Source organism: Metapseudomonas resinovorans (assembly GCF_002003485.1).
GTDB lineage: Bacteria > Pseudomonadota > Gammaproteobacteria > Pseudomonadales > Pseudomonadaceae > Metapseudomonas > Metapseudomonas resinovorans_D.
Genome location: NZ_BDMA01000058.1, coordinates 19857 through 41699, shown reverse-complemented (window position 1 = coordinate 41699; position 21843 = coordinate 19857). Strand labels below are relative to the sequence as shown.

The window sequence follows — 21843 nt, the reverse complement described above, 5'->3', positions numbered from 1 at the left end:
ACCAAATCGCCGTTCTTTTTTCATGGCTCCCCGGAAATCCGCGAAGAACCACAAAAAAGGGCGCCCGCAGGCGCCCTTTCTTTTGGGGGTGAAGCCAGGAGATCAGTTCTCCAGCACTGCACGGTGCCCGTTGATCGGGATGCGCTTGGCCTTGGCCTCTTCCGGCACTACGCGTACCAGGTCGACGTTCAGCAGGCCGCTCTGCAGGGCAGCAGCCTTGACTTCGATGTGGTCGGCCAGGCGGAAGGACAGCTTGAAAGCGCGCTGGGCGATGCCGTGATGCAGATAGGTGACGGACTCGTCGCTCTTCTCACGCTTGCCGCCACCGACAGTCAGCACACCGCGCTCTACCTGGAGCTCCAGGTCTTCTTCCTGGAAGCCGGCTACGGCAATGACGATACGGTACTGGTCGTCACCGTGTTTCTCGACGTTGTAGGGCGGATAGGTGCTGCCACTCTCATTGCGCAGGGCGGATTCGAACAGGTCATTGAAACGGTCGAAGCCCACGGAATGACGGAACAGAGGGGCAAGGGAAAATGCAGTGCTCATGAAAATCTCCTGAATAATCAGCAAGTGGTTCAAGTGCGGGACCCGACTTCGGCATCCCGCAGTACCCTAGATTGGGACAGCCGAAAACTTTTCAAGCCCCGAAGGAAATCCCATGCAGAAAGTCATGCTGATCACGGGAGCCAGCCGTGGCATCGGTGCCGCCACGGCCCGCCTCGCGGCACAACGCGGCTACGCCCTGGGTATCAACTACCGACAGCAACAGGAAGCGGCCGAAACACTGGCGCGTGAAATCGAGTCCGCCGGCGGTCGCGCCCTCCTCCTGCGCGCGGATGTCGGTAATGAATCCCAGGTGATGGACATGTTCGAACGCCTGGACCAGGAATTCGGGCGGCTGGATGTGCTGGTCAACAACGCTGGCATGCTGGAGCGCCAGATGCGCCTGGAGGACATGGACGTGGCCCGTTTCGAGCGGGTATTGCGGGCCAATGTAGTGGGCAGCTTCCTCTGCGCGCGGGAAGCCATCAAGCGCATGTCGACGCGGCATGGCGGCCAGGGCGGCGCCATCGTCAACCTGTCGTCCATTGCCGCGCGCATTGGCGCTCCCAACGAGTACATCGACTACGCGGCAGCCAAGGGAGCTGTCGACAGCATGACCCTGGGACTGGCCAAGGAGCTGGCGGCGGAAGGGATTCGCGTCAACGCGGTGCGCCCTGGCGTGATCCGCACCGAAATCCACGCCAGCGGCGGCGAACCGGATCGTGTCGAGCGTGTGCGTCAGTCGGTGCCCATGGGCAGAGGTGGCGAAGCGGAGGAAGTGGCCGCAGCGATTCTCTGGCTGGCCAGCGAGGAAGCGTCGTACACCAGCGGCAGCTTCCTCGATGTCTCTGGCGGGCGTTAGGCGCAGACGGCTTCAGCCCACTCCCGCTGCAGGTTCGGGACGCCAAGCAAGGCGTCGATCCGGGCGCAGTCATTCTCGCGGCGCACCTCGGCGAATAGTGCGACTGCTTCGGGATAGCTGCGAGTGAGCATGCCCAGCCACTGCTTCAGGCGTCCCGGCGCATAGCGTGGAGCGAGCTTGCGCCGGGCCTGGCGCCAGAAATCCTGAAGCATCGGCTGAAGCTCCGCCCAGGTCATTTCCACTACCGGCTCTCCGGCGCGCGCCGCAGCGATCTGTCGCGCCAGGTCCGGCCGCGACACGAGGCCACGACCCAGCATGATGTCCTCCACGCCACTCACTTCGCGGCAGCGACGCCAATCAGCCAGAGTCCAGACCTCGCCATTGGCGAACACGGGCACCTTGACCGTGTCCTGCACCCGCGCCACCCATTCCCAGTGCGCTGGCGGCTTGTAGCCTTCGACCTTGGTCCGCGCATGCACCACGATCTGCTGGGCACCGCCGTCGGCTAGCGCGCGTGCGCAGTCCAGGGCGCCATCGGGGCTATCGAAACCGAGGCGCATCTTCGCGGTCACGGGAATACACGCGGGGACGGCACGGCGCACCTCGCGGACGATGGCATGGAGCAGCTCGGGTTCCTTGAGCAGCACCGCGCCGCCGCGAGACTTGTTCACCGTCTTGGCCGGGCAGCCGAAGTTGAGGTCGATCACCGGCGCGCCGAGCTCGCAGGCAAAGGCCGCGTTCTCCGCCAGGCAAACCGGGTCGGAACCCAGCAATTGCACGCGCATGGGCGTACCGGCACGGGTGCGGGCGCCATCGGCCAGTTCGGGGGCCAACTTCTCGAAGGTGCTGGCCGCCAACAGGCGGTCGCAAACCCGGATGAATTCGGTCACGCACCAATCGATGCCACCGACACGGGTCAGCACATCGCGAAGGATTTCGTCGACCAGCCCTTCCATCGGGGCCAGGGCGATTTGCATGGATGACAGGCTCACAGGAAAAAGGCGCGTAGTTTACGCAGCATGACGGACGGCGAATATCCCGGGGAGCATCCGGCTGGACTGGTGGTCGAATTTTCTCAGATTCAGCGCAGGAGAAACGCCACGATGAATTCGCTCGTACCCGTCCTTGCCGCACTCACGCTGGCTTCCACGGTGGTTTTCGCCGCCAGCGAGGCGATCCTGGCGTCGCCGCGGCAACCGGTACCGGACGCCATTGGTGAACTTCTGGTCAGCCGCGATGAGAACATCCCGAACGCCTGCGACATCGACCTTTACGTGCAGAACGAACTCGTGGCGAAGATAGCGCCCGGCCAGTCGGTGAGCATTCCGGTACCCGCGGGCGAGGTCGCGCTGAGAGTGGCGCAGAGCGGTTCCGGCTACTGTGCCGGACTGTTTGCCGGCGACCCGCAGTCGGCCCTCTTCAAGCCCGGCGAAGTCCGCCACTTTCGTATCGTCCAGGACCAGCACGAGGTGTTCCTCGCGCCGGTAGAGGGGTGAGCCTCAGAGCTCCAGCGGAAATGGCGGCTGCAGCGCCTGGCCATACCCTTCGACGAACTCCGTCGGCATACGCTTCGGCCTGCCGGAGGAGAGTTCGATGCAGACGAAGGTGGTTTTCGCCCGCAGCAGGGTGGCGCCATCTTCCGGTCGCACCAGCTGGAAGCGGCGATCCATCCTCAGGCGTTGATCCGACTCCACGATCCAGGTTGCCATCTGCAACTCCTGGCCCTCGTAGGCTGCGGCGAGGTAGTCGATCTCATGCCGCAGCACCGCCATGGCACGATCCAGTCGGCGGTACTCGGCCAGGTCCAGCCCGAGGTTCTGAGAGTGCCGCCACGCACATCGCTCCAGCCAACTGACGTATACGGCGTTGTTGGCATGACCAAGGCCGTCGATGTCGTCGGCACCTACCTTGATATCGATGACGAAAGGATTGGGCATGTCCCAGTTCATGGATGCTGCTCCAGGTTGCTGGCCAGTTCGCGGGCCTCGGTGGCGAGTTGAGTGATCTGGTCCCACGCGCGGGCACGGATCAGGCTCGAGGGCGCGATCCAGGTGCCACCCACGCAGGCCACGTTGGGCAAGCGCAGGAAACTGGGCAAGTTGTCGGGCGTCACGCCGCCGGTAGGGCAAAAACGGATGCCGGTAAACGGCCCCTTGAGGCTTTTCAGCATCTTCACACTGCCATTGCCATTGGCCGGGAACAGCTTCAGCGAGCGATAGCCGTACTCCAGCGCCAACAGCACTTCGGAGGGCGTCATCACACCAGGCAGGTATGGCAGGCCGGAATCTTCCGCGGCTGCCGCGAGACGCTCGGTACATCCAGGGCTGACGGCAAAATGCGCCCCGGCATCGCGCGCCTCGAGGAATTGTTCGGTATGGATCAAGGTACCGGCGCCCACCAGCAGGTCCGGGAACTCCTTGCGGATTGCCGCCAGTGCGTCCAGCGCCCGCGGCGTACGCAAGGTCACCTCCAGCACTTCGACGCCGCCAGCGCTCAGTGCCCCGGCGAGGTCCAGGGCCAACCCGGTATCCTCGATCACCAGCACGGGCAGAACCGGTCGCGCCCGCTGCAGCACCACATCCATCGTCAGGCTCATGTCAGTTCTCCACATTGCAAAGTCCCCGGCCCATTGCCGCACGCGACATAGCGAGCCGGTGAACGTTGGAAGTAGAGCACTGTCGGCAGGTCACCTGCCAGCCTCAACGCAGAGCTTCTGTCGCGATGCGGACCTCCTGAACCTGTTCCAGCAGGGTGAGCACGGCCTGGATTACACGGGTATCGGCGAGAAGGCGCTGGTGGCCGCCCTGCTCCAGCCTCAGCAACTGGCTGTCGAACCACGCATCGTGAATGACCTGGCTATCGGCGACCGGCACCAACAGGTCGTCCTCGGCATGCACGACCAGTCCGGGTATTTCCAGCTGATAGCGCTCCACGTCGAGATGGGCAACGGGTATGCCCGCGTGCCGCTCCACCTGGTTGACGAAATGCGCTCGCGCTTTTGCCGGCAGACCCATCATTCGGGCGAAGCTACGCAGCGGCCCAAGGATTCGGCTGGGGCCCGAGATGCTCACGAGGGCCTTGGCTCGCAATCCCATCTGACTCGCCAACAGGACACTTGCGGCACCCATGGAGTGACCGATCACCGCATGCAGCGGCGGCAGCTCTCCTGCGGCTTCCAGCAACGCCCGCGCGAAAAGCACCACATTCGCTTCGTGTCCGGGCGAGCGCCCATGGGCGGGACCATCCAGCGCCACCACACCATAGCCGGCCGCCACCAGTGCCTCGATCAGGCTGGCGAACTGGGTGGGGCGCCCTTCCCAACCATGCATCAGCAAGACAGTGGGACCGCTTCCCCAGCGCAGCGCGGATAGGCCAAAACGCAGGGTGATCCGCTCGGAGCTGCCGAGCAGCTGCATCTCCCATTCCCGCGGCGCCCGGTTGCGAGGCGTCATGAATTGGCGACGCATGTGCCGGGCGACAGCCTGCGGTGCCAGACGACCAAGGGTGGCGTTCACGCCGCGAATGAGGCGAAGGCTATTCATCATCAAGCTCCTCAAATGACCGCCGACTTGGCGGCACGCAGTACTCGATCGGACAGATCACCTTCACCCAGGGCCCGCGCCAGCGCCAGGCCACCTACCATCAGTGCGAGGTCGGCGAGCGCCTTATCGACCTCCTCGGGGCTGTCGCACATCCTGGCGCTGAGCACTTCCAGGTGCTCGGCCAATAGTTCCCGGTACGCTCCCGGCAGCTGCGCCATCGCACTCAGGGAGCTGGGTAGCGGGCAACCGGAGCGAGTAGCATCCCGGTGCTTGCGCGACAAGTAGAAACCCGCGGCGAGAGCACGTCGCTCAGCGCCGGGGAGCCCCTGGTCAATCAACGCCATGAGATCCCGACGCTTTCGCAGCAGTTGCTCGAACACCTCCAGCATCAGGGCATCCTTGCTGGCGAAATGAGCGTAAAAACCGCCCACCGTCAGCCCGGCGGCCCCCATCACATCAGCGACACCCGGCTCCTGCGGACCATGCTGCAACATGGCCGAAGCGGCGGCCTGGAGGATGCGTTCTCGGGTTTGGGCTTTCTTCTCGCTCATGTCAGCCTCCTCTTGAATTACAGCCATAATATTATTTGTGTAATACAAAATGGCAAGCTGGCTGGAAAGCCATTCGTCGGCGCGGAAAAAGGGCGGAAAAACAAAAGGGCCATCCCAAGCTGGAATGACCCTTGAAAGCCCGCAAAGCGGGAAATGAAAAGTGGCGTCCCCTAGGGGACTCGAACCCCTGTTACCGCCGTGAAAGGGCGGTGTCCTAGGCCACTAGACGAAGGGGACAGAACCTTCGAACAGCAGGGCCAGCACTTAGGCTGGCCCTGAGTGATGCGCTTGGCATCGATTTGGTGGAGCTAGACGGGATCGAACCGTCGACCTCTTGCATGCCATGCAAGCGCTCTCCCAGCTGAGCTATAGCCCCGAATTGCTTCGGCTGCATCGGCATGGCCGATGCTGCTGGAAAGTGGCGTCCCCTAGGGGACTCGAACCCCTGTTACCGCCGTGAAAGGGCGGTGTCCTAGGCCACTAGACGAAGGGGACAAAACCTTCTGACAACAGGGCCAGCTCTCAAGCTGGCCCCTGTGATGCGTGGCGCATCGTGTTTGGTGGAGCTAGACGGGATCGAACCGTCGACCTCTTGCATGCCATGCAAGCGCTCTCCCAGCTGAGCTATAGCCCCGAATTACTTCGGCTGCACCGGCATGGCCGATGCTGCTGGAAAATGGCGTCCCCTAGGGGACTCGAACCCCTGTTACCGCCGTGAAAGGGCGGTGTCCTAGGCCACTAGACGAAGGGGACGAAACCTTCATGCCTTTTCGCGACCCACTCTTGAAAGAGTGGTGGAGCTAGACGGGATCGAACCGTCGACCTCTTGCATGCCATGCAAGCGCTCTCCCAGCTGAGCTATAGCCCCGTCGCGAGGACGGGGCGCATATTAGGGGCGCCCCCTCCTGCTGTCAACAATATTTTTTCTACAAACCGAACTTTTTTATCTGGAAGAACAAACACTTACCCGACCTCGGTCGGCACAGGACCTTCCCTGAACCGACCGGAGGGCCATCAGGCGATGGCCGCGAGCAGCTTCTCCCACTCCTTGGTTTCTTTCTTCGATACGCCGCCGAGAAGCTCGATGGCCTGACGCAACCGGAAGCGACTGAGATCAGCCCCCAGGATTTCCATGGCATCCAGCACCGAAACCGAACTGGCCTGCCCGGTGATGGCAGGGAACATCAGCGGCATCACATCTCGCAGCTTGAGCTCCAGGCTCTCGGCAACGGCCTGAATGCAGCCGGTGATGCGGTCTTTTTCCCACTGACGCAAGGATTCCAGCTTCCACAGCACCAGCTGCATGACCTGGCGCACCTGGTCCGGGCTCAGCTTCTTGTGCTCGAACAGCTTGGCATCCAGAGGCACCGCGCCGGAGAAGAAGAAACCGGCCAATGGCGCAATCTGGCTGAAAGTCTCCACCCTGCCCTGCACGTGCGGCGCGATGCGCATGAGGTACTCGGGGTTGAGTGCCCACTTCTGAATCTCGGCGGCGAAACGCTCCACCGGCAGTTCCCGGATCCACTGGCCATTCAGCCAGGAGAGTTTTTCCAGATCGAAGATCGGACCGCCCAGCGAAATACGCGACAGATCGAAGTGCTCGACCATCTCCGCCAAGGAGAACTTCTCGCGCTCATCCGGCATCGACCAGCCCATGCGGCCCAGGTAGTTGAGCATCGCTTCAGGCAGGAAGCCCATGCGCTCGTAGAAGGTGATGGAGGTGGGGTTCTTGCGCTTGGAGAGCTTGCTCTTGTCCGGATTGCGCAGCAGCGGCATGTAGCAGAGCTTGGGCTGCTCCCAACCGAAGTACTCGTAGAGCTTGATCAGCTTGGGCGCCGAAGGCAGCCATTCTTCGCCACGCAGGACATGGGTGATGCCCATCAGGTGGTCATCCACGACGTTGGCGAGGAAATAGGTCGGCAGGCCGTCGGTCTTCATCAGGACCTGCATATCCATGCGATCCCACGGGATTTCGACATCACCACGGAGCATGTCCGGGACCACGCAGACGCCTTCGCTCGGCACCTTCATGCGCACGACATGGGGCTCACCGGCGGCGATGCGCTTGTCTGCCTCATCCTTGGCCAGATGCATGCAGTGGCCGTCGTAGCGCGGGGTTTCCTTGCGCTCGGTCTGCTCGGCGCGCAGCTTGTCCAGGCGCTCAGCGGTGCAGAAGCACGGGAAGGCATGCCCCTTGACCACCAGCTCCTGGGAGTACTTCTTGTAGATCTCACCGCGCTCGCTCTGGCGGTACGGGCCATGCGGGCCACCAACGTCCGGGCCTTCGTCCCACTCGATGCCAAGCCAACGCAGGGCGTCGAAGATCTGCTGTTCGGATTCACGCGTGGAACGCAGCTGGTCAGTGTCCTCGATACGCAGGATGAACTGACCGCCGTGCTGGCGCGCGAAACACAGATTGAACAGGGCGATGTAGGCGGTGCCCACGTGCGGGTCGCCGGTGGGCGACGGCGCGATACGGGTACGGACGGTGGTCATGGAGTGGTCTCGAAACTCAAGGTGAATCAAAGGCGCGATCTTATCAGGCTGGTCGCCATCGGCTCCAGCAAGTGTCCTTCTTGTACCGGCAGGCTGCGCATCAGGAAGTCGAGAAATGCCTTGACCTTCATCGCCTGGAAACGCCGCGACGGATAGACCGCATAGATTTCGCCACTGGGCAATTGCGCTTCAGGCAGCAGCTCGATCAGTTCGCCGCGCTGCACGGCCGATTCGGTGAACATCAGCGGTAGACCTGCAATGCCGGCACCCGCCAACACTGCCTCGCGGGCAAAGGTGATGTTGTTGCAATAGAGGACGCGCTGGCAGGGCACGCTTTCCCCCTGCAGCATCCAGTAGCGCTGGGAATCCTGGGGCAGCAGGACGGCACGATGGCCAGCAAGGGCCTCCACCGTACGCGGTGTGCCGTGGGCAGCGAGGTAAGCCGGGCTCGCGCAAAGCCGCCGACCGCTCTCGAACAACTTGCGAGCGATCAGGGTTGAGTCCTGCGGCTGGCCGATCATGATCGCGATGTCCACGCCCTCTTCCAGCGGATCGACATTGCGCGAGGTGATTTCAACTTCAGCAGTGATCTGCGGGTACTGGCGCATGAAACTGCCCAGCACCTTGCCGAGGAACAACTGGCCAAATTCGATAGGCGCAGTGACGCGCAGCAGGCCAGAGGGCTCCTGCTGCAATTGCATGACCGCCTGCTCGGCTTCGGCGAAGTCCAGCATGATCTGCCGGCATCTTTCGTAATACGCCAGCCCTACTTCGGTCAGCCGCAGCTTGCGGGTCGTGCGATTGAGCAGGCGCACCCCGAGACGCTCTTCCAGAAGCGCAATGCGGCGACTGACGGTGGATTTCTGCATGCCCAGGCTTTGCGCAGCCTGGGTGAAGCTGTGGCACTCGACTACGCGAGTGAAGATAAGCGCATCATCCAGCCCCATTATTGTTCCTTATAAGCAACAAAGTTTCTGAATTGTACCGGCTATTGGCGAGCACGGAACACTGCTAGATTCGCAACATTCTGCAAAGACTTCGAGCCACGTTTTCCATGCCCGCCAAACTGCAACGCCGCCTGTTCACCTTCATCGCCCTGGTGGCTCTGGTCGCCGCCGGCCTCTTCGGCCACTGGCTGCTGATCGGCCGATTCCTCGAATCCACCGACAACGCTTACGTGCAGGGGGAAATCACTCGCGTCTCCAGCCAGCTGGGTGCGCGCATCGATGAAGTGCTGGTCAGCGACAACCAGCAAGTGAAGAAAGGCGATGTTCTGGTGCGTCTCGACGCCGACGACTTCAAGCTCGCCCTGGAACGGGCCCGGGCCCAGCTCGATACGCGCGAAGCCGAGCTGGCCCAGGCGCAGAGCAAACTCGTGCAGCAGTCCAGCCTGATCGCCGCGAGCCAGGCTGATGTCGCCGCGACCCAAGCCACCCTGGGCCGCACTCAGATCGACCTGTCCCGCGCACAGACCCTGCGCAAGCCCGGCTACGTCTCCGAGGAGCGCGTCACTACCCTGTCCGCTGACTCCCGCGTCGCCCGCTCCCAGGTCGCCAAGGCAGAGGCCGACCTCAAGGCCCAGCGCCAGCAAGTGGATGCGCTGAACGCCGAGATCAAGCGCCTGGAAGCGCAGATCGCAACAGCACGTGCCGAGGTCGCCCAGGCAGAGCTGAACCTCAGCCGTACCGAAATCCGTTCGCCCATCGACGGTCGCGTCGGCCAGCGCGCCGCGCGCAATGGCCAGTACGTCCAGGTGGGCGCGCACCTGATGTCCCTGGTGCCGGACGAAGACATCTGGGTCCAGGCGAACTTCAAGGAAACCCAGATCGAGCGCATGCTGCCGGGCCAGACCGCAGAACTGATCTTCGACAGCTTCCCCGATACCCCCATCGAAGCCCGCGTGGACAGCCTCTTCGCGGCCTCCGGCGCACAGTTCAGCCTACTCCCGCCGGATAACGCCACAGGCAACTTCACCAAGGTGGTCCAACGCATTCCGGTGAAGCTGACCTTCGCCTCCGACAATCCGCTCAAGGGCCGCATCCGTCCCGGCATGTCCGTTATGGTCAAAGTGCGCCTGAAGGCCGAGAACCATGGCGGGTGATGCACTGGTTCGCCCCACTGGCGAACCGAGCCGACGTGACTGGATAGCTGTGATGAGCGCCATGCTCGGCGCTTTCATGGCGGTGCTGGACATCCAGATCACCAACTCCTCGCTCAAGGACATCCAGGGCGCGCTCTCTGCCACGCTCGAAGAAGGCTCGTGGATTTCTACCTCCTACCTGGTAGCGGAAATCATCATGATTCCGCTCACCGCTTGGCTGGTGCAGCTCCTCTCGGCGCGGCGCCTGGCGGTGTGGGTGTCCGTCGGCTTCCTGATTTCTTCCCTGCTCTGCTCCTTCGCCTGGAGCCTGGAAAGCATGATCGCCTTCCGAGCCTTGCAGGGCTTCACTGGCGGCGCGCTGATTCCGTTGGCATTCACCCTCACCCTGATCAAGCTGCCGGAGCATCATCGCGCCAAGGGCATGGCGCTGTTTGCCATTACTGCGACCTTCGCCCCTTCCATCGGCCCGACCCTGGGTGGCTGGCTGACGGAAAACTTCGGCTGGGAATACATCTTCTATATCAACGTGCCGCCGGGCCTGCTGATGATTGCCGGGCTGCTCTATGGACTGGAGAAGAAGGCACCGCACTGGGAACTGCTCAAGCGTACCGACTACGCCGGCATCGTGACGCTCGGTGTCGGGCTCGGTTGCCTGCAGGTGTTTCTCGAAGAAGGCCACCGCAAGGACTGGCTGGAGTCTGACCTGATCGTCGGACTGGGCAGCATTGCGCTGGTGAGCCTGGTCCTTTTCGTCATCCTCCAGGTCTCGCGCCCCAATCCGCTGATCAACCTCGGCATCCTGAAAAACCGCAACTTCGGCTTGTCGAGCATTTCCAGTGTTGGTCTTGGCATGGGCCTGTACGGTTCGATTTATGTGTTGCCGCTGTATCTGGCGCAGATCCAGGGTTACAACGCACTGCAGATCGGCGAAGTGATCATGTGGATGGGCGTCCCGCAGCTGTTCCTGATTCCGCTCGTCCCCAAGTTGATGAAAGTCATTTCGCCCAAGTTCCTCTGCGCCCTGGGTTTTGGCCTGTTTGGTTACGCCAGCTTTGCCTCTGGCGTGCTCAACCCGGACTTCGCGGGGCCACAGTTCAACCAGATCCAGATCATTCGCGCCCTCGGCCAGCCTCTGGTGATGGTGACTGTGTCGTTGATCGCCACCGCCTACATCCAGCCGCAGGACGCCGGCTCTGCTTCCAGCCTGTTCAACATCCTGCGAAACCTGGGCGGCGCCATCGGGATCGCCCTGCTTGCCACCTTGCTGGACGCCCGCGCCAAGGTCTACTTCGACTACCTGCGCGAGTCCCTGGTGCCCAGCAATCCGCAGGTCGCCGAACGTCTGGCACTGCTGACGGAGAAGCTCGGCAGCGAGCAAGCGGCCCTGGGCAAGCTCAGCGAAATCGCACACCAGCAGGCCAGCATCATGGCCTACAATGACGCCTTCCATTTCATCGGTATCGCCCTCGGCGTCAGCATGCTCGCCGTGCTGCTCACCCGCGCCCTGCCCGTCGGCGCTACAGGTGGCGCCAGCGCCGCCGCCCACTAATCCCGCGCCGGACATCCGGCGCGCTTCGCTTCAGGCTGTACATGTCTTTCCACGCTTCAACCCGCCGCACCCTTCTCCTGATCGGTGCCTTCGCCATGATTTACATCGGCTGGGGCACCACTTACCTGGCCAACCACTTCCTCCTGCGTGAACTGCCGCCCTTTGTCATCGCCACCTTGCGCTTCCTGTTCGCGGGCACCCTGGCCCTGGGCTGGGTGCTGGCCAGCGGCAAGGCGCAAGTCCAGCGCAGCGACTTCGGTGGCGCCCTGGTTGGTGGCGTCCTTTTGATTGCCGTTGGCCAGGGAGCGCTGATTTACGCCAACCAGTTCCTGCCCACCGGCATGCTGGCGATGCTTTATACCACCCTCCCCCTCTGGAGCGTGGCGTTGGAATGGCTGCTGGATCGCCGACCGCCGCTCTGGGTCCTCTGCGGCCTGGCACTCGCCAGCGGCGGCATTGTGATGCTGATGGGCAAGGGACTGGGCGCCGACTCCGGCTTCGATCAATGGTTCGCAAGTGCGCTGGTGGTGATTGCCACGCTCCTCTGGGGGGGGCGGCGCGTGGATGCTGCGCCAGCGCCCGCCCTTCCGTTCCAGCTGGATGGGGCTGAGCCTGCAGATGCTGACGGGCACGCTGATTCTCGCGATCTTCGGTTTGTGGCGTGGGGACTGGAGCGGAGTGGACCTGTCCAGCGTGAGCGTGGATGCCTGGCTATGGATGGCCTATCTGGTGGTGCCGGTCAGCCTGGGAGTTTATCCCGCTTATTTCTGGCTGCTGAGGGAAGTGAAACCGAGCCTGGTTTCGACCTTCGCCTTCGTCAATCCGGTAGTGGCACTCCTGCTCGGTTTCGTGATCCTCGGAGAACGACTCGAAGCCGCCGCACTGCTTGCCTGCCTGGCGACTCTGGCAGGCGTTGTGATGATCATCTTCGGTAGGCGCTAACGACAATGAAGAAGGGCGCCAGATGGCGCCCTCTTTCATTCAGAGCTGGAGCAGCCGCTCCCGCAACTTCTGGATTTCGTCGCGCAATTGTGCCGCAGCTTCGAACTCCAGGTCGCGGGCCAGCTGGAACATCTTCTCCTCCATCTGGCGAATACGCTTGGTGATCTCGCTCGGCGAACGCAGTTCCGCCTCGTACCGGGCGCTCTCCTCGGCAGCCTTGGCCATGGCCTTGCGCTTGTTACTGCGCGAGCCCGGTACGGTCGCACCTTCGAGGATGTCCTGAATGTCCTTCTTCACACCTTTCGGCACGATGCCGTGGGCTTCGTTGAACGCCACTTGCTTGCTGCGGCGTCGATCGGTCTCATCCAGCGCTCGCTGCATGGAGCCGGTGACGTTGTCGGCGTAAAGAATCGCCCTGCCGTTCAGGTTGCGCGCCGCGCGTCCGATGGTCTGGATGAGCGAACGCTCGGATCTCAGGAAGCCTTCCTTGTCGGCATCCAGGATGGCCACCAGCGAAACCTCCGGCATATCCAGGCCTTCGCGCAGCAGGTTGATCCCCACCAACACGTCGAAAGCGCCGACACGGAGGTCGCGAATGATTTCCACCCTCTCCACGGTATCGATATCCGAGTGCAGGTAACGCACCTTGACGTCATGGTCAGCCAGGTAGTCGGTGAGGTCCTCCGCCATGCGCTTGGTCAGCGTGGTGACCAGCACCCGCTCTTCGACTGCTACACGCTTGTGAATCTCGGAAAGCAGGTCGTCCACCTGGGTAGTAGCCGGACGTACTTCCACCTGCGGGTCCACCAGGCCCGTCGGTCGCACCACTTGCTCGACCACCCGGCCGGCATGCTCACCCTCGTAGGGGCCCGGGGTGGCAGACACGAAGATGGTCTGGGGACTGATCGCTTCCCACTCATCGAAGCGCAGCGGGCGGTTGTCCAGCGCCGACGGCAGGCGGAAACCGTACTCCACCAGCGTTTCCTTGCGCGAACGGTCGCCCTTGAACATCGCCCCCACCTGGGGAACCGTGACGTGGGATTCATCGATCACCAGCAGCGAATTCGCAGGCAGGTAGTCATAGAGCGTCGGCGGCGCCTCGCCCGGAGCGCGACCGGAGAGATAGCGGGAGTAGTTTTCGATGCCGTTGCAATAGCCCAGCTCGAGAATCATTTCCAGATCGAAGCGGGTACGCTGCTCCAGCCGCTGCGCCTCCACCAGCTTGTTGGCTGAACGCAACTGCTCGAGGCGCTCTTTGAGCTCTTCCTTGATCTTGTCCACCGCCTCCAGCAGCACCTCGCGCGGCGTCACGTAGTGGCTTTTCGGATAGAAAGTGAAGCGCGGCAGCTTGCGGATCACCTCGCCCGTCAGAGGATCGAACGCCGCTAGGCTTTCCACCTCATCATCGAACAGTTCGACACGGATCGCCTCCAGATCGGATTCTGCCGGGAAAACATCGATGACATCGCCGCGAACGCGGAAGGTTGCGCGGGCAAAGTCCATGTCATTGCGTGTGTACTGCAATTCTGCCAGGCGCCGCAGCAAGGTCCGCTGGTCGAGACGGTCGCCGCGGTCGATGTGCAGCACCATCTTCAGGTAGGACGCCGGATCACCCAGACCATAAATGGAAGAAACGGTGGCGACGATGATGGCGTCTGGACGCTCCAGCAGAGCCTTCGTCGCGGACAGGCGCATCTGCTCGATATGGTCGTTGATCGAGGCATCTTTCTCGATATAGGTATCGGAGGACGGAACGTAGGCTTCCGGCTGGTAATAGTCGTAGTACGAAACGAAGTACTCGACGGAGTTGTTCGGGAAGAACGCGCGGAATTCGCCATACAGCTGCGCCGCCAATGTCTTGTTGGGCGCCAGTACCAGCGTGGGACGCTGTACCTGGGAAATGACATTGGCAATGCTGAAGGTCTTCCCCGACCCGGTAACCCCCAGCAGCGTCTGGTGCGAAAGGCCGGCTTCAAGCCCTTCCACCATCTGGCGAATGGCCTCCGGCTGGTCGCCGGCGGGCTCGAAACGGGTTACAAGCTGGAACTCCGACATGCTGACCTCGACATTGGATGTGACACCTGGGCAGAACGGGCGTCATACCTGGCGGAAAGCTTGCGCGCGATGTCGCCGCAAACTGTCTGGGCCGCTATAATACCGGCCCGATTGCGCAACCCCTAGCGCACATCGTTCGGGGTTGCATCCCATCCTCATCTTCCTCCGAGCTGCCGCATCATGAGTCTGTTTTCTGCCGTCGAAATGGCTCCGCGTGATCCTATCCTGGGTCTCAACGAAGCGTTCAACGCCGATACCCGTGCCGACAAAATCAACCTGGGCGTGGGCGTCTACTACAACGAGCAGGGCCGTATCCCGCTCCTGCGCGCTGTAGCTGAAGCGGAAAAGGCCCGCATCGAAGCGCACGCCCCGCGTGGCTACCTGCCAATCGAGGGTATCGCGTCCTACGACCAGGCCGTGCAAAAGCTGTTGTTCGGCGCTGATTCCGAACTGCTGGCCCAAGGCCGCGTTGTCACCACCCAGGCCGTGGGCGGTACCGGCGCACTGAAAACCGGCGCCGACTTCCTCAAGCGCCTGCTGCCCAATGCCGTAGTCGCCATCAGCGACCCGAGCTGGGAAAACCACCGCGCCCTGTTCGAAGCCGCCGGTTTCCCGGTGCAGAACTACCGCTACTACGATGCAGCCACCAATGGTGTGAATCGTGCCGGCTTGCTGGAAGACCTCAAGGCCCTGCCCGCTCGGTCCGTCGTGGTACTGCACGCCTGCTGCCACAACCCGACCGGCGTGGACCTCGAACTGGAAGACTGGAAAGCCGTTCTGGAAGTTCTGCGCGAGCGCGAGCATGTGCCGTTCCTCGACATCGCCTATCAGGGCTTCGGCGCCGGCATTGATGAGGACGCGTTCGCGGTACGCCTGTTCGCCGAATCCGGCCTGCAGTTCTTCGTCTCCAGCTCCTTCTCCAAGTCCTTCTCGCTGTACGGCGAGCGCGTCGGTGCCCTGTCCGTGGTAACCAACTCGAAGGAAGAGGCTGGCCGCGTGCTGTCGCAAGTCAAGCGCGTGATCCGCACCAACTACTCCAACCCGCCCACCCATGGCGCTACCGTGGTTGCCTCTGTGCTCAACAGCCCGGAACTGCGTGCCATGTGGGAAGGCGAGCTAGGCGAGATGCGTACGCGCATCCACAGCATGCGCCTGGCCATGGTCGAGCAATTGGCGGCCCAGGGCGCCAAGCGCGACTTCAGCTTCGTGGCTCGTCAGCGCGGCATGTTCTCCTACTCCGGCCTGACCGCCGAGCAAGTGGAACGCCTGAAAAACGAGTTCGGCATCTACGCCGTCAGCACCGGCCGCATCTGCGTTGCCGCGCTGAACAACAGCAACCTGGAAAGCATCACCCGCGCGATTACCCAGGTACTCTGACGTGGAAAAGGAGAAGCTCAAGCAGATGCTTGACTTCTCCTTTCTAATCAGTAAGATACGCGCATCCGATCCGCGATAGCTCAGTCGGTAGAGCAAATGACTGTTAATCATTGGGTCCCTGGTTCGAGTCCAGGTCGCGGAGCCAAATTAAAAGCCCTCGGCACATGCCGGGGGCTTTTTCTTTTGGGCGACGGACACTCGTCTAGACCCACGTCGCTCACCCCGCCCCCTCTCTTAAGCGCGCTGGGCTTTCGCCCCATATCCAAATCGCAACGCCGCCATTCTGGCTAGCAGCAGGGACAGCCAACAAAAAGCCGGCCTTGAAGGCCGGCTCTAGATTTGCCCGTACGCTACTCGACGGTCAGCCTGTCACGACTCTTCTCCAGAGTCTTGACACCAATTCCCTTGACCTCTAGCAGGTCGTCTACCGAGGAGAACGGACCGTTCTCCTCGCGGTACTGCACGATTGCTTTGGCCTTCGCTGCACCAATCCCAACCATATGGTCCTGCAACGCCAACTCGTCCGCGGAATTGATATTCAGCTTGCCCGCCTGGTTCGCAGAACTTTCAACTACTGCCGCTGGCGCAGCCTTAGCTGCTAAAGCTACTTGGCTATAGCCGAGACAAGATGAACAGAGAACGAGAAACAGCGAGGCGATACGTACACGAAACATCGTGAACACTCCTTGTCATCAGTAAGGGGAAGGGCGGTACATCCAGAAACCGCCCGACACAAACTAATGCCTGGAGTTAGAAGGCTCAATTCGTCGCTGCTGATGGATCCAGTCAACAATTTCCTCTTCCGGGGTGTAACCGTTGACGGTCTCGCGTAGGAGTTGGCGCACTCGAACGTAGTCATCGGCCTCAACAGCAGCGAACGACCCTTGCCGAATTCAACACGAGTTTTCAGCGCAAGACTCTAACCGCGACCTTACCGCAAGGCTCATTACCCAATTGAGCACACCGCCCACCGTACTGTGCTGCTAACGGTAGATATCTGCGTGCAATAGAGAAATAAAGGGTATCGAGAGATGCTTGATTCTGCGCAAGGAACTGCGCCCCAAGCGCAATCGGGGAACTCCAGAGGTTGATTCACCCACTCTAACGAGGGATGGGGAGTTATCGCCCCTCAATGGACCGAGTTACTCATTAACTCGATCGCGCAACTCCTTGCCCGGCTTGAAATGCGGCACAAATTTACCGTCGAGACGCACCGACTCCCCAGTCTTCGGGTTACGTCCGACTCGCGGCGCACGAAAGTGCAGGGAAAAACTGCCAAACCCACGAATTTCGATCCGATCACCTGTCGCCAACGCCTGCGACATCTGTTCGAGCATCGTTTTGATGGCAAGCTCAACATCCTTGGACGACAGCTGCCCCTGGTGGGTAACGATTCGTTCGATCAACTCCGACTTGGTCATGGTTTTCCCTTCTAATTCAAGCGGCTAGATCAGCTCTATGAGTTTTAGCACGCCGAAAGGGCTTTGAACAGCCTTAACGCGGAACGGTAAATCGCGGGCAACAAAAAGGGCGGCCTAGGCCGCCCTTTTTGCTGATGGAGCAGGGTGATTAGCCCTGGTTCTCCATCTGAGCACGGATCAGGTCACCAATGGTGGTCGGGCCGGTGGACTCGACTTCCTGCTTGCGCAGTTCCTTCATGGCGTCCTTCTCGTCATCAACGTCCTTGGACTTGATGGAGAGGCTGATTACGCGGCTCTTACGGTCGATGCTGATGATCTTGGCTTCGACTTCTTCGCCTTCCTTCAGCACGTTGCGAGCGTCTTCAACGCGGTCACGGCTGATTTCGGAAGCCTTCAGAACACCTTCGATCTCGCCGCCGAGGCTGATTACAGCGCCCTTGGCGTCAACTTCTTTCACTGTGCCGCGAACGATGCTGCCCTTCTCGTGCATGGAGGCGTAGCTGGAGAACGGATCGTCTTCCAGTTGCTTGATGCCCAGGGAGATGCGCTCACGCTCCGGATCAACGGAGAGGATGACGGTTTCCAGCTCGTCGCCCTTCTTGAAGCGGCGTACGGCTTCTTCGCCAACTTCGTTCCAGGAGATGTCGGACAGGTGAACCAGACCGTCGATACCACCTTCCAGGCCGATGAAGATACCGAAATCAGTGATCGACTTGATGGTGCCGGAGATCTTGTCGCCCTTGTTGAAGCGGCTGGAGAAGTCTTCCCACGGGTTGGACTTGCACTGCTTGATGCCCAGGGAGATACGACGACGCTCTTCGTCGATGTCCAGAACCTGAACTTCCACTTCGTCGCCAACCTGAACGACTTTCGACGGGTGGATGTTCTTGTTGGTCCAGTCCATTTCGGAAACGTGTACCAGGCCTTCCACGCCCTCTTCCAGCTCGGCGAAGCAGCCGTAGTCGGTGAGGTTGGTTACACGGGCGGTCACGCGAGTGCCTTCCGGGTAACGAGCCTTGATGGCAACCCATGGGTCTTCGCCCAGTTGCTTCAGGCCCAGGGAAACGCGGTTGCGCTCGCGGTCGAACTTCAGGACCTTCACGTCGATCTCGTCACCAACGTTGACGATCTCGGACGGATGCTTGATGCGCTTCCAAGCCATGTCGGTGATGTGCAGCAGGCCGTCTACGCCGCCCAGGTCAACGAACGCACCGTAGTCGGTGAGGTTCTTGACGATACCTTTGACTTGCTGGCCTTCCTGCAGGGATTCCAGCAGAGCTTCGCGCTCGGCGCTGTTCTCGGCTTCCAGGACGCTGCGACGGGAAACGACAACGTTGTTGCGCTTCTGATCCAGCTTGATGACCTTGAACTCGAGTTCCTTGCCTTCCAGGTGGGTGGTGTCGCGTACGGGACGCACGTCGACCAGGGAGCCCGGCAGGAACGCGCGGATGCCGCTGACGTCGACGGTGAAACCGCCCTTGACCTTGCCATTGATAACGCCCTTGACCACTTCTTCGGCGTTGAAGGCGGCTTCCAGAACCAGCCAGGACTCGGCGCGCTTGGCTTTTTCGCGGGACAGCTTGGTTTCACCGAAGCCGTCTTCCACCGCGTCAAGCGCAACGTGGACCTCGTCACCCACCTTGATGGTCAGTTCGCCTTGTTCGTTATAGAACTGCTCGACCGGGATGACGCCCTCGGATTTCAGGCCAGCATGGACGGTGACCCAGTCACCATCGATGTCGACCACGATGCCGGTGATGATTGCACCCGGCTGCATGTCGAGGGATTTCAGGCTTTCTTCAAAAAGTTCTGCAAAGCTTTCGCTCATGTTCATACCTGTAGTCAAAGGCCAGGAAAGGCCCTATTCCGCACTCCAGCCAATGCGGTCAAGTCATCAATAGAGGCGATGGGGATCGAAGCTGGTATCCCACACCGTCCCGGTGGCGCAACTCCCAGCGGAAACCGGAAGCTGCGCAAAACTCGGGGTTGACATTGGCTTTTTCAACCTCCGGACGGAGGAATCGAGCCAACATAAGGGCTGGAATGGTAGCAATGGGGTTGACGCCCGTCAATCACACACCCCAGCCATACCTAAAGGGGTGCGGCAGTCTACAGCAGACGCTCTTCGCCCTGTAGATAAAGCGCCAGGCGGCGCAGCATGACGTCGCACGCCAACAGCTGTTCAAGACTGACGAACTCGTCCGGCTTATGCCCCTGATCCATGCTGCCCGGGCCGCAGACGACCGTGGGAATGCCTGCCTGATCGAACAACCCTCCCTCAGTGCCGAAGGCCACGGTGCCGAACTCCGTCGAACCAGAGAGGAGCGCCAGCAGGCGAGCCGCTTCACCGTCGGGCGGAGTTGCCAGTCCCGGATAGGCGCTCAACGGCTTGAGACTGATGCCAGTGTCCGCCTGCACCCTGCGCATCCGCGGTACCAGTTCGTCCTCGGCAAAGGCCTGCAGCTCATCCGCCACCTGCTGCGCATCGAAGCCTGGCAGCGCGCGCACCTCAAAGTCGAACTCGCATTCCGCCGGCACGATGTTCAGCGCACGACCGCCCTTGATGGTGCCGGTCTGCACCGTGGAGAACGGCGGATCGAAACGTTCATCGTGAAGTTCCGGCCGTGCCAGCTCCGCACCGATCTCGCCCAGCTTGCCGATCAATCGAGCCGCGTACTCTATGGCATTCACGCCGTAAGGCGCGTACGCGGAATGACAGGCGGCGCCCTGGACTTCACAGCGCATGGCCAGCTTCCCCTTGTGGCCCAGCACCGGCTTCAGCTCCGTGGGTTCGCCGATCAGGCACAGGCGCGACTTGTGCGGTCGTTTTTCCAGCTCCGCCAGCATGGGACGCACCCCCAGGCAGCCAACCTCCTCGTCATAGGAGAAGGCCAGATGCACCGGCAGCGTCAGTGGCCGCTCCAGAAAGACCGGGACAGCAGCCAGTACCGAGGCAATGAAGCCTTTCATATCCGCCGTACCGCGCCCGTACAACCGCCCTTCCCGTTCGGTCAGCCTGAATGGCTCGACCGTCCAGGCCTGCCCGTCCACGGGCACCACGTCGGTATGGCCAGACAGCACAACGCCACCCCGGTCGCGAGGACCGATGGTGGCAAACAGGTTGGCCTTGGTGCGTTCCGGGTTATAGAACAGCTCACTCTCGACCCCGAGCCCGGAGAGGTAATCCCGGATGAACGCGATCAGCTCCAGGTTGGAGTCCCAGCTGACGGTGGCGAAACCCACCAGCCGTTCGAGCAGATCGCGACTGGAGACCTCATTCATCACCTGGTACCCCGTAACTGGGGGCCGCCGTCGGGTTCAGTGCACGGGTGACGTAATCCTGCATCTGCGGCCGATAGGCCTGCCAGAGAGCGTCCAGCTGGCCGATAGGGTCCTCCTCCGCCCAATCGACCCGCAGATCGACGAGCGGCCAGGTGAGGTCACCCATCACCTTGAGTGCTGCCGAGTGAACCGGGCCCGCCTCGCCACCTGCCGCCATCGCGGCATGCATGGCAGCCAGCAGGCGGTCCGCCAGAAGGCCGGGAGCTGCCTCGAACGCCTTCACCATGGCTTCGATGACATGGGTGCCGGACAACAGGTTCCCTGCTGCGACGCACTGCTCGCCAGCCACCGCGTTGTGCACGCCCAACGCCTCGCTGCCACTGAACAGCGCGGTGCGGCCGTGGCTATCGATCACCGTGACCTGGCGATACTGGCTCCAGCCGTTGGTACTGAGGGCCCGATCCAGGGCCGCCGCGGGCTCCAGCTGCTGCGCGTCGAGCAGATCGAGAATCTGCGGCCCCAAGGCCGGCAGGGTGACGTTCTGGGTCGCCACCGCACCCACTCCCGCCCGCACCCACGGGCAACGCGCGCCGACCGCGATGCTCGAAGAGCTGATGGCGATGCCGAGCTGCCCAGTCTCAGGGCAGCGACCAATGATAGAGAACGTCATGCTCCTGCTCCTTATGCCTGTGCCGACTGCCAGTCGTCCGGAATCACCGCGATCACATCGATCTCCATCAGCCACTGGGGCTGGCCCAGGGCGGAAACCACCAGCCCGGTGGAGATCGGGAACACGCCTTTGAGCCACTTGCCCACTTCCTGGTAGACCGGCTCGCGGTAGCGGGGGTCGATCAGGTAGGTGGTGGTCTTGACGATGTGGGACAGATCGCTGCCCGCCTCTTCCAGCAGTTGCTTGACGTTCTTCATGGCCTGTTCGGTCTGCGCGCGAGGGTCGCCGAGGCCGACCAGCCGTCCCTCGAAATCGGTCCCGACCTGGCCGCGAACATAGACGGTGTTGCCGGCACGCACGGCCTGGCACAGGTCGTTGTCCAGCGACTGGTTCGGATAAGTGTCCTTGGTGTTGAACATGCGGATGCGAGTATGGGTAGGCATCGAATC

General features: G+C 61.7%; 21 protein-coding genes, 7 tRNA genes and 1 pseudogene. 8 read left to right on the top strand and 21 right to left on the bottom strand.

The window, feature by feature from the left end:
- Positions 1–102: 102 nt before the first annotated feature.
- On the bottom strand, positions 103–549 hold the full coding sequence (locus tag MnOB_RS16400; protein ID WP_077525289.1) for an Hsp20 family protein: 447 nt from the start codon (positions 547–549) through the stop codon (positions 103–105).
- 112 nt (positions 550–661) lie between these two features.
- Here MnOB_RS16400 and MnOB_RS16395 point away from each other — a divergent pair, with 112 nt between their 5' ends.
- Positions 662–1408 (top strand): SDR family oxidoreductase, encoded by a 747-nt coding sequence (locus MnOB_RS16395; RefSeq protein ID WP_077525288.1) that lies wholly within the window; start codon positions 662–664, stop codon positions 1406–1408.
- On the opposite strand, the gene MnOB_RS16390 is transcribed toward MnOB_RS16395, so the two are convergent.
- Positions 1405–2385, bottom strand: a complete 981-nt coding sequence (locus MnOB_RS16390) for a tRNA dihydrouridine synthase (RefSeq protein ID WP_077525287.1) — start codon at positions 2383–2385, stop codon at positions 1405–1407. The genes MnOB_RS16395 and MnOB_RS16390 overlap by 4 nt on opposite strands.
- 126 nt (positions 2386–2511) lie before the next feature.
- On the opposite strand from MnOB_RS16390, the gene MnOB_RS16385 reads away from it, so the two are divergent.
- Positions 2512–2904: a hypothetical protein gene (locus MnOB_RS16385; RefSeq protein ID WP_077525286.1), complete on the top strand. Its 393-nt coding sequence runs from the start codon at positions 2512–2514 to the stop codon at positions 2902–2904.
- Between the two features lie 3 nt (positions 2905–2907).
- Here MnOB_RS16385 and MnOB_RS16380 read toward each other — a convergent pair whose 3' ends face one another.
- The 12 genes from MnOB_RS16380 to MnOB_RS16325 all read right to left on the bottom strand — a co-directional run bounded on the left by MnOB_RS16380 (position 2908) and on the right by MnOB_RS16325 (position 8944).
- Positions 2908–3357: an acyl-CoA thioesterase gene (locus tag MnOB_RS16380; RefSeq protein ID WP_077525285.1), complete on the bottom strand. Its 450-nt coding sequence runs from the start codon at positions 3355–3357 to the stop codon at positions 2908–2910.
- Positions 3354–4004: a bifunctional 4-hydroxy-2-oxoglutarate aldolase/2-dehydro-3-deoxy-phosphogluconate aldolase gene (locus MnOB_RS16375; protein ID WP_077525284.1), complete on the bottom strand. Its 651-nt coding sequence runs from the start codon at positions 4002–4004 to the stop codon at positions 3354–3356. The genes MnOB_RS16380 and MnOB_RS16375 overlap by 4 nt, the downstream gene beginning before the upstream one ends.
- A gap of 103 nt (positions 4005–4107) precedes the next feature.
- Positions 4108–4950 (bottom strand): alpha/beta hydrolase, encoded by an 843-nt coding sequence (locus MnOB_RS16370; RefSeq protein WP_077525283.1) that lies wholly within the window; start codon positions 4948–4950, stop codon positions 4108–4110.
- A gap of 11 nt (positions 4951–4961) precedes the next feature.
- Entirely contained in the window at positions 4962–5501 is a 540-nt protein-coding gene (locus MnOB_RS16365; RefSeq protein WP_077525282.1) for a TetR/AcrR family transcriptional regulator, read from the bottom strand.
- 161 nt (positions 5502–5662) lie between these two features.
- A tRNA-Glu gene (locus tag MnOB_RS16360) sits at positions 5663–5738 on the bottom strand.
- Positions 5739–5801: 63 nt separating this feature from the next.
- Positions 5802–5877 (bottom strand) — tRNA-Ala (locus MnOB_RS16355).
- A gap of 43 nt (positions 5878–5920) precedes the next feature.
- Positions 5921–5996: transfer RNA gene (locus tag MnOB_RS16350), tRNA-Glu, on the bottom strand.
- A 63-nt stretch (positions 5997–6059) separates the two neighbouring features.
- A tRNA-Ala gene (locus MnOB_RS16345) sits at positions 6060–6135 on the bottom strand.
- A gap of 43 nt (positions 6136–6178) precedes the next feature.
- Positions 6179–6254: transfer RNA gene (locus MnOB_RS16340), tRNA-Glu, on the bottom strand.
- Between the two features lie 39 nt (positions 6255–6293).
- Positions 6294–6369, bottom strand: a tRNA-Ala gene (locus MnOB_RS16335).
- 146 nt (positions 6370–6515) lie between these two features.
- Positions 6516–7997 carry a glutamate--tRNA ligase gene (gene gltX / locus MnOB_RS16330; RefSeq protein ID WP_077525281.1) on the bottom strand — a complete coding sequence of 494 codons (1482 nt, stop codon included), beginning with the start codon at positions 7995–7997 and terminating at the stop codon, positions 6516–6518.
- Between the two features lie 26 nt (positions 7998–8023).
- A complete protein-coding gene (locus tag MnOB_RS16325; protein ID WP_077525280.1) occupies positions 8024–8944 on the bottom strand; it encodes a LysR family transcriptional regulator in 921 nt (306 codons plus the stop codon).
- A gap of 107 nt (positions 8945–9051) precedes the next feature.
- On the opposite strand from MnOB_RS16325, the gene MnOB_RS16320 reads away from it, so the two are divergent.
- The 4 genes and pseudogenes from MnOB_RS16320 (at position 9052) to MnOB_RS29270 (ending at position 12589) form a co-directional block, all read left to right on the top strand.
- On the top strand, positions 9052–10098 hold the full coding sequence (locus MnOB_RS16320; RefSeq protein WP_077525279.1) for an HlyD family secretion protein: 1047 nt from the start codon (positions 9052–9054) through the stop codon (positions 10096–10098).
- The gene (locus MnOB_RS16315) at positions 10088–11647 is read left to right on the top strand and encodes an MDR family MFS transporter (protein ID WP_077525278.1); all 1560 of its coding nucleotides are present in this window, start codon (positions 10088–10090) and stop codon (positions 11645–11647) included. Before MnOB_RS16320 ends, MnOB_RS16315 begins: the two co-directional genes overlap by 11 nt.
- A 41-nt stretch (positions 11648–11688) precedes the next feature.
- A pseudogene (locus tag MnOB_RS29275) lies at positions 11689–12057 on the top strand (EamA family transporter); the annotation flags it as partial.
- Positions 12058–12211: 154 nt separating this feature from the next.
- A complete protein-coding gene (locus MnOB_RS29270; RefSeq protein ID WP_234358278.1) occupies positions 12212–12589 on the top strand; it encodes an EamA family transporter in 378 nt (125 codons plus the stop codon).
- A 39-nt stretch (positions 12590–12628) separates the two neighbouring features.
- Here MnOB_RS29270 and uvrB read toward each other — a convergent pair whose 3' ends face one another.
- Complete coding sequence (uvrB, locus tag MnOB_RS16305) at positions 12629–14644, bottom strand: excinuclease ABC subunit UvrB (RefSeq protein ID WP_077525277.1); 2016 nt, start codon at positions 14642–14644, stop codon at positions 12629–12631.
- A 180-nt stretch (positions 14645–14824) separates the two neighbouring features.
- Between uvrB and MnOB_RS16300 the strand changes: the two genes are divergently transcribed.
- Together MnOB_RS16300 and MnOB_RS16295 are read left to right on the top strand one after the other, a co-directional pair.
- Positions 14825–16021: an amino acid aminotransferase gene (locus MnOB_RS16300; RefSeq protein ID WP_077525276.1), complete on the top strand. Its 1197-nt coding sequence runs from the start codon at positions 14825–14827 to the stop codon at positions 16019–16021.
- Between the two features lie 69 nt (positions 16022–16090).
- Positions 16091–16166: transfer RNA gene (locus MnOB_RS16295), tRNA-Asn, on the top strand.
- 205 nt (positions 16167–16371) lie between these two features.
- Here the strand turns inward: MnOB_RS16295 and MnOB_RS16290 are convergent.
- The 6 genes from MnOB_RS16290 to MnOB_RS16265 all read right to left on the bottom strand — a co-directional run bounded on the left by MnOB_RS16290 (position 16372) and on the right by MnOB_RS16265 (position 21837).
- Entirely contained in the window at positions 16372–16695 is a 324-nt protein-coding gene (locus MnOB_RS16290; RefSeq protein ID WP_077525275.1) for a ComEA family DNA-binding protein, read from the bottom strand.
- Between the two features lie 468 nt (positions 16696–17163).
- Positions 17164–17442 (bottom strand): integration host factor subunit beta, encoded by a 279-nt coding sequence (gene ihfB, locus MnOB_RS16285; RefSeq protein WP_077525274.1) that lies wholly within the window; start codon positions 17440–17442, stop codon positions 17164–17166.
- Between the two features lie 148 nt (positions 17443–17590).
- Positions 17591–19270 (bottom strand): 30S ribosomal protein S1, encoded by a 1680-nt coding sequence (gene rpsA / locus MnOB_RS16280; protein ID WP_077525291.1) that lies wholly within the window; start codon positions 19268–19270, stop codon positions 17591–17593.
- 281 nt (positions 19271–19551) lie between these two features.
- On the bottom strand, positions 19552–20724 hold the full coding sequence (gene argE / locus MnOB_RS16275) for an acetylornithine deacetylase (RefSeq protein ID WP_077525273.1): 1173 nt from the start codon (positions 20722–20724) through the stop codon (positions 19552–19554).
- Positions 20717–21394 (bottom strand): DUF1028 domain-containing protein, encoded by a 678-nt coding sequence (locus tag MnOB_RS16270; protein ID WP_077525272.1) that lies wholly within the window; start codon positions 21392–21394, stop codon positions 20717–20719. Before MnOB_RS16270 ends, argE begins: the two co-directional genes overlap by 8 nt.
- An 11-nt stretch (positions 21395–21405) precedes the next feature.
- Positions 21406–21837: a RidA family protein gene (locus tag MnOB_RS16265; RefSeq protein WP_077525271.1), complete on the bottom strand. Its 432-nt coding sequence runs from the start codon at positions 21835–21837 to the stop codon at positions 21406–21408.
- Positions 21838–21843: the final 6 nt, after the last annotated feature.

Bases quoted from the DNA above. Each gene is read 5' to 3' on its own strand.
- MnOB_RS16365 (WP_077525282.1), bottom strand. From the start codon at position 5,501: ATGAGCGAGAAGAAAGCCCAAACCCGAGAACGCATCCTCCAGGCCGCC.
- MnOB_RS16385 (WP_077525286.1), top strand. From the start codon at position 2,512: ATGAATTCGCTCGTACCCGTCCTTGCCGCACTCACGCTGGCTTCCACG.
- gltX (WP_077525281.1), bottom strand. From the start codon at position 7,997: ATGACCACCGTCCGTACCCGTATCGCGCCGTCGCCCACCGGCGACCCG.
- MnOB_RS16290 (WP_077525275.1), bottom strand. From the start codon at position 16,695: ATGTTTCGTGTACGTATCGCCTCGCTGTTTCTCGTTCTCTGTTCATCT.
- MnOB_RS16320 (WP_077525279.1), top strand. From the start codon at position 9,052: ATGCCCGCCAAACTGCAACGCCGCCTGTTCACCTTCATCGCCCTGGTG.
- uvrB (WP_077525277.1), bottom strand. From the start codon at position 14,644: ATGTCGGAGTTCCAGCTTGTAACCCGTTTCGAGCCCGCCGGCGACCAG.
- argE (WP_077525273.1), bottom strand. From the start codon at position 20,724: ATGAATGAGGTCTCCAGTCGCGATCTGCTCGAACGGCTGGTGGGTTTC.
- MnOB_RS16265 (WP_077525271.1), bottom strand. From the start codon at position 21,837: ATGCCTACCCATACTCGCATCCGCATGTTCAACACCAAGGACACTTAT.
- MnOB_RS16315 (WP_077525278.1), top strand. From the start codon at position 10,088: ATGGCGGGTGATGCACTGGTTCGCCCCACTGGCGAACCGAGCCGACGT.
- ihfB (WP_077525274.1), bottom strand. From the start codon at position 17,442: ATGACCAAGTCGGAGTTGATCGAACGAATCGTTACCCACCAGGGGCAG.
- MnOB_RS16370 (WP_077525283.1), bottom strand. From the start codon at position 4,950: ATGAATAGCCTTCGCCTCATTCGCGGCGTGAACGCCACCCTTGGTCGT.
- MnOB_RS29270 (WP_234358278.1), top strand. From the start codon at position 12,212: ATGCTGCGCCAGCGCCCGCCCTTCCGTTCCAGCTGGATGGGGCTGAGC.
- MnOB_RS16300 (WP_077525276.1), top strand. From the start codon at position 14,825: ATGAGTCTGTTTTCTGCCGTCGAAATGGCTCCGCGTGATCCTATCCTG.
- MnOB_RS16270 (WP_077525272.1), bottom strand. From the start codon at position 21,394: ATGACGTTCTCTATCATTGGTCGCTGCCCTGAGACTGGGCAGCTCGGC.
- MnOB_RS16390 (WP_077525287.1), bottom strand. From the start codon at position 2,385: ATGCAAATCGCCCTGGCCCCGATGGAAGGGCTGGTCGACGAAATCCTT.
- rpsA (WP_077525291.1), bottom strand. From the start codon at position 19,270: ATGAGCGAAAGCTTTGCAGAACTTTTTGAAGAAAGCCTGAAATCCCTC.
- MnOB_RS16325 (WP_077525280.1), bottom strand. From the start codon at position 8,944: ATGGGGCTGGATGATGCGCTTATCTTCACTCGCGTAGTCGAGTGCCAC.
- MnOB_RS16400 (WP_077525289.1), bottom strand. From the start codon at position 549: ATGAGCACTGCATTTTCCCTTGCCCCTCTGTTCCGTCATTCCGTGGGC.
- MnOB_RS16395 (WP_077525288.1), top strand. From the start codon at position 662: ATGCAGAAAGTCATGCTGATCACGGGAGCCAGCCGTGGCATCGGTGCC.
- MnOB_RS16375 (WP_077525284.1), bottom strand. From the start codon at position 4,004: ATGAGCCTGACGATGGATGTGGTGCTGCAGCGGGCGCGACCGGTTCTG.
- MnOB_RS16380 (WP_077525285.1), bottom strand. From the start codon at position 3,357: ATGAACTGGGACATGCCCAATCCTTTCGTCATCGATATCAAGGTAGGT.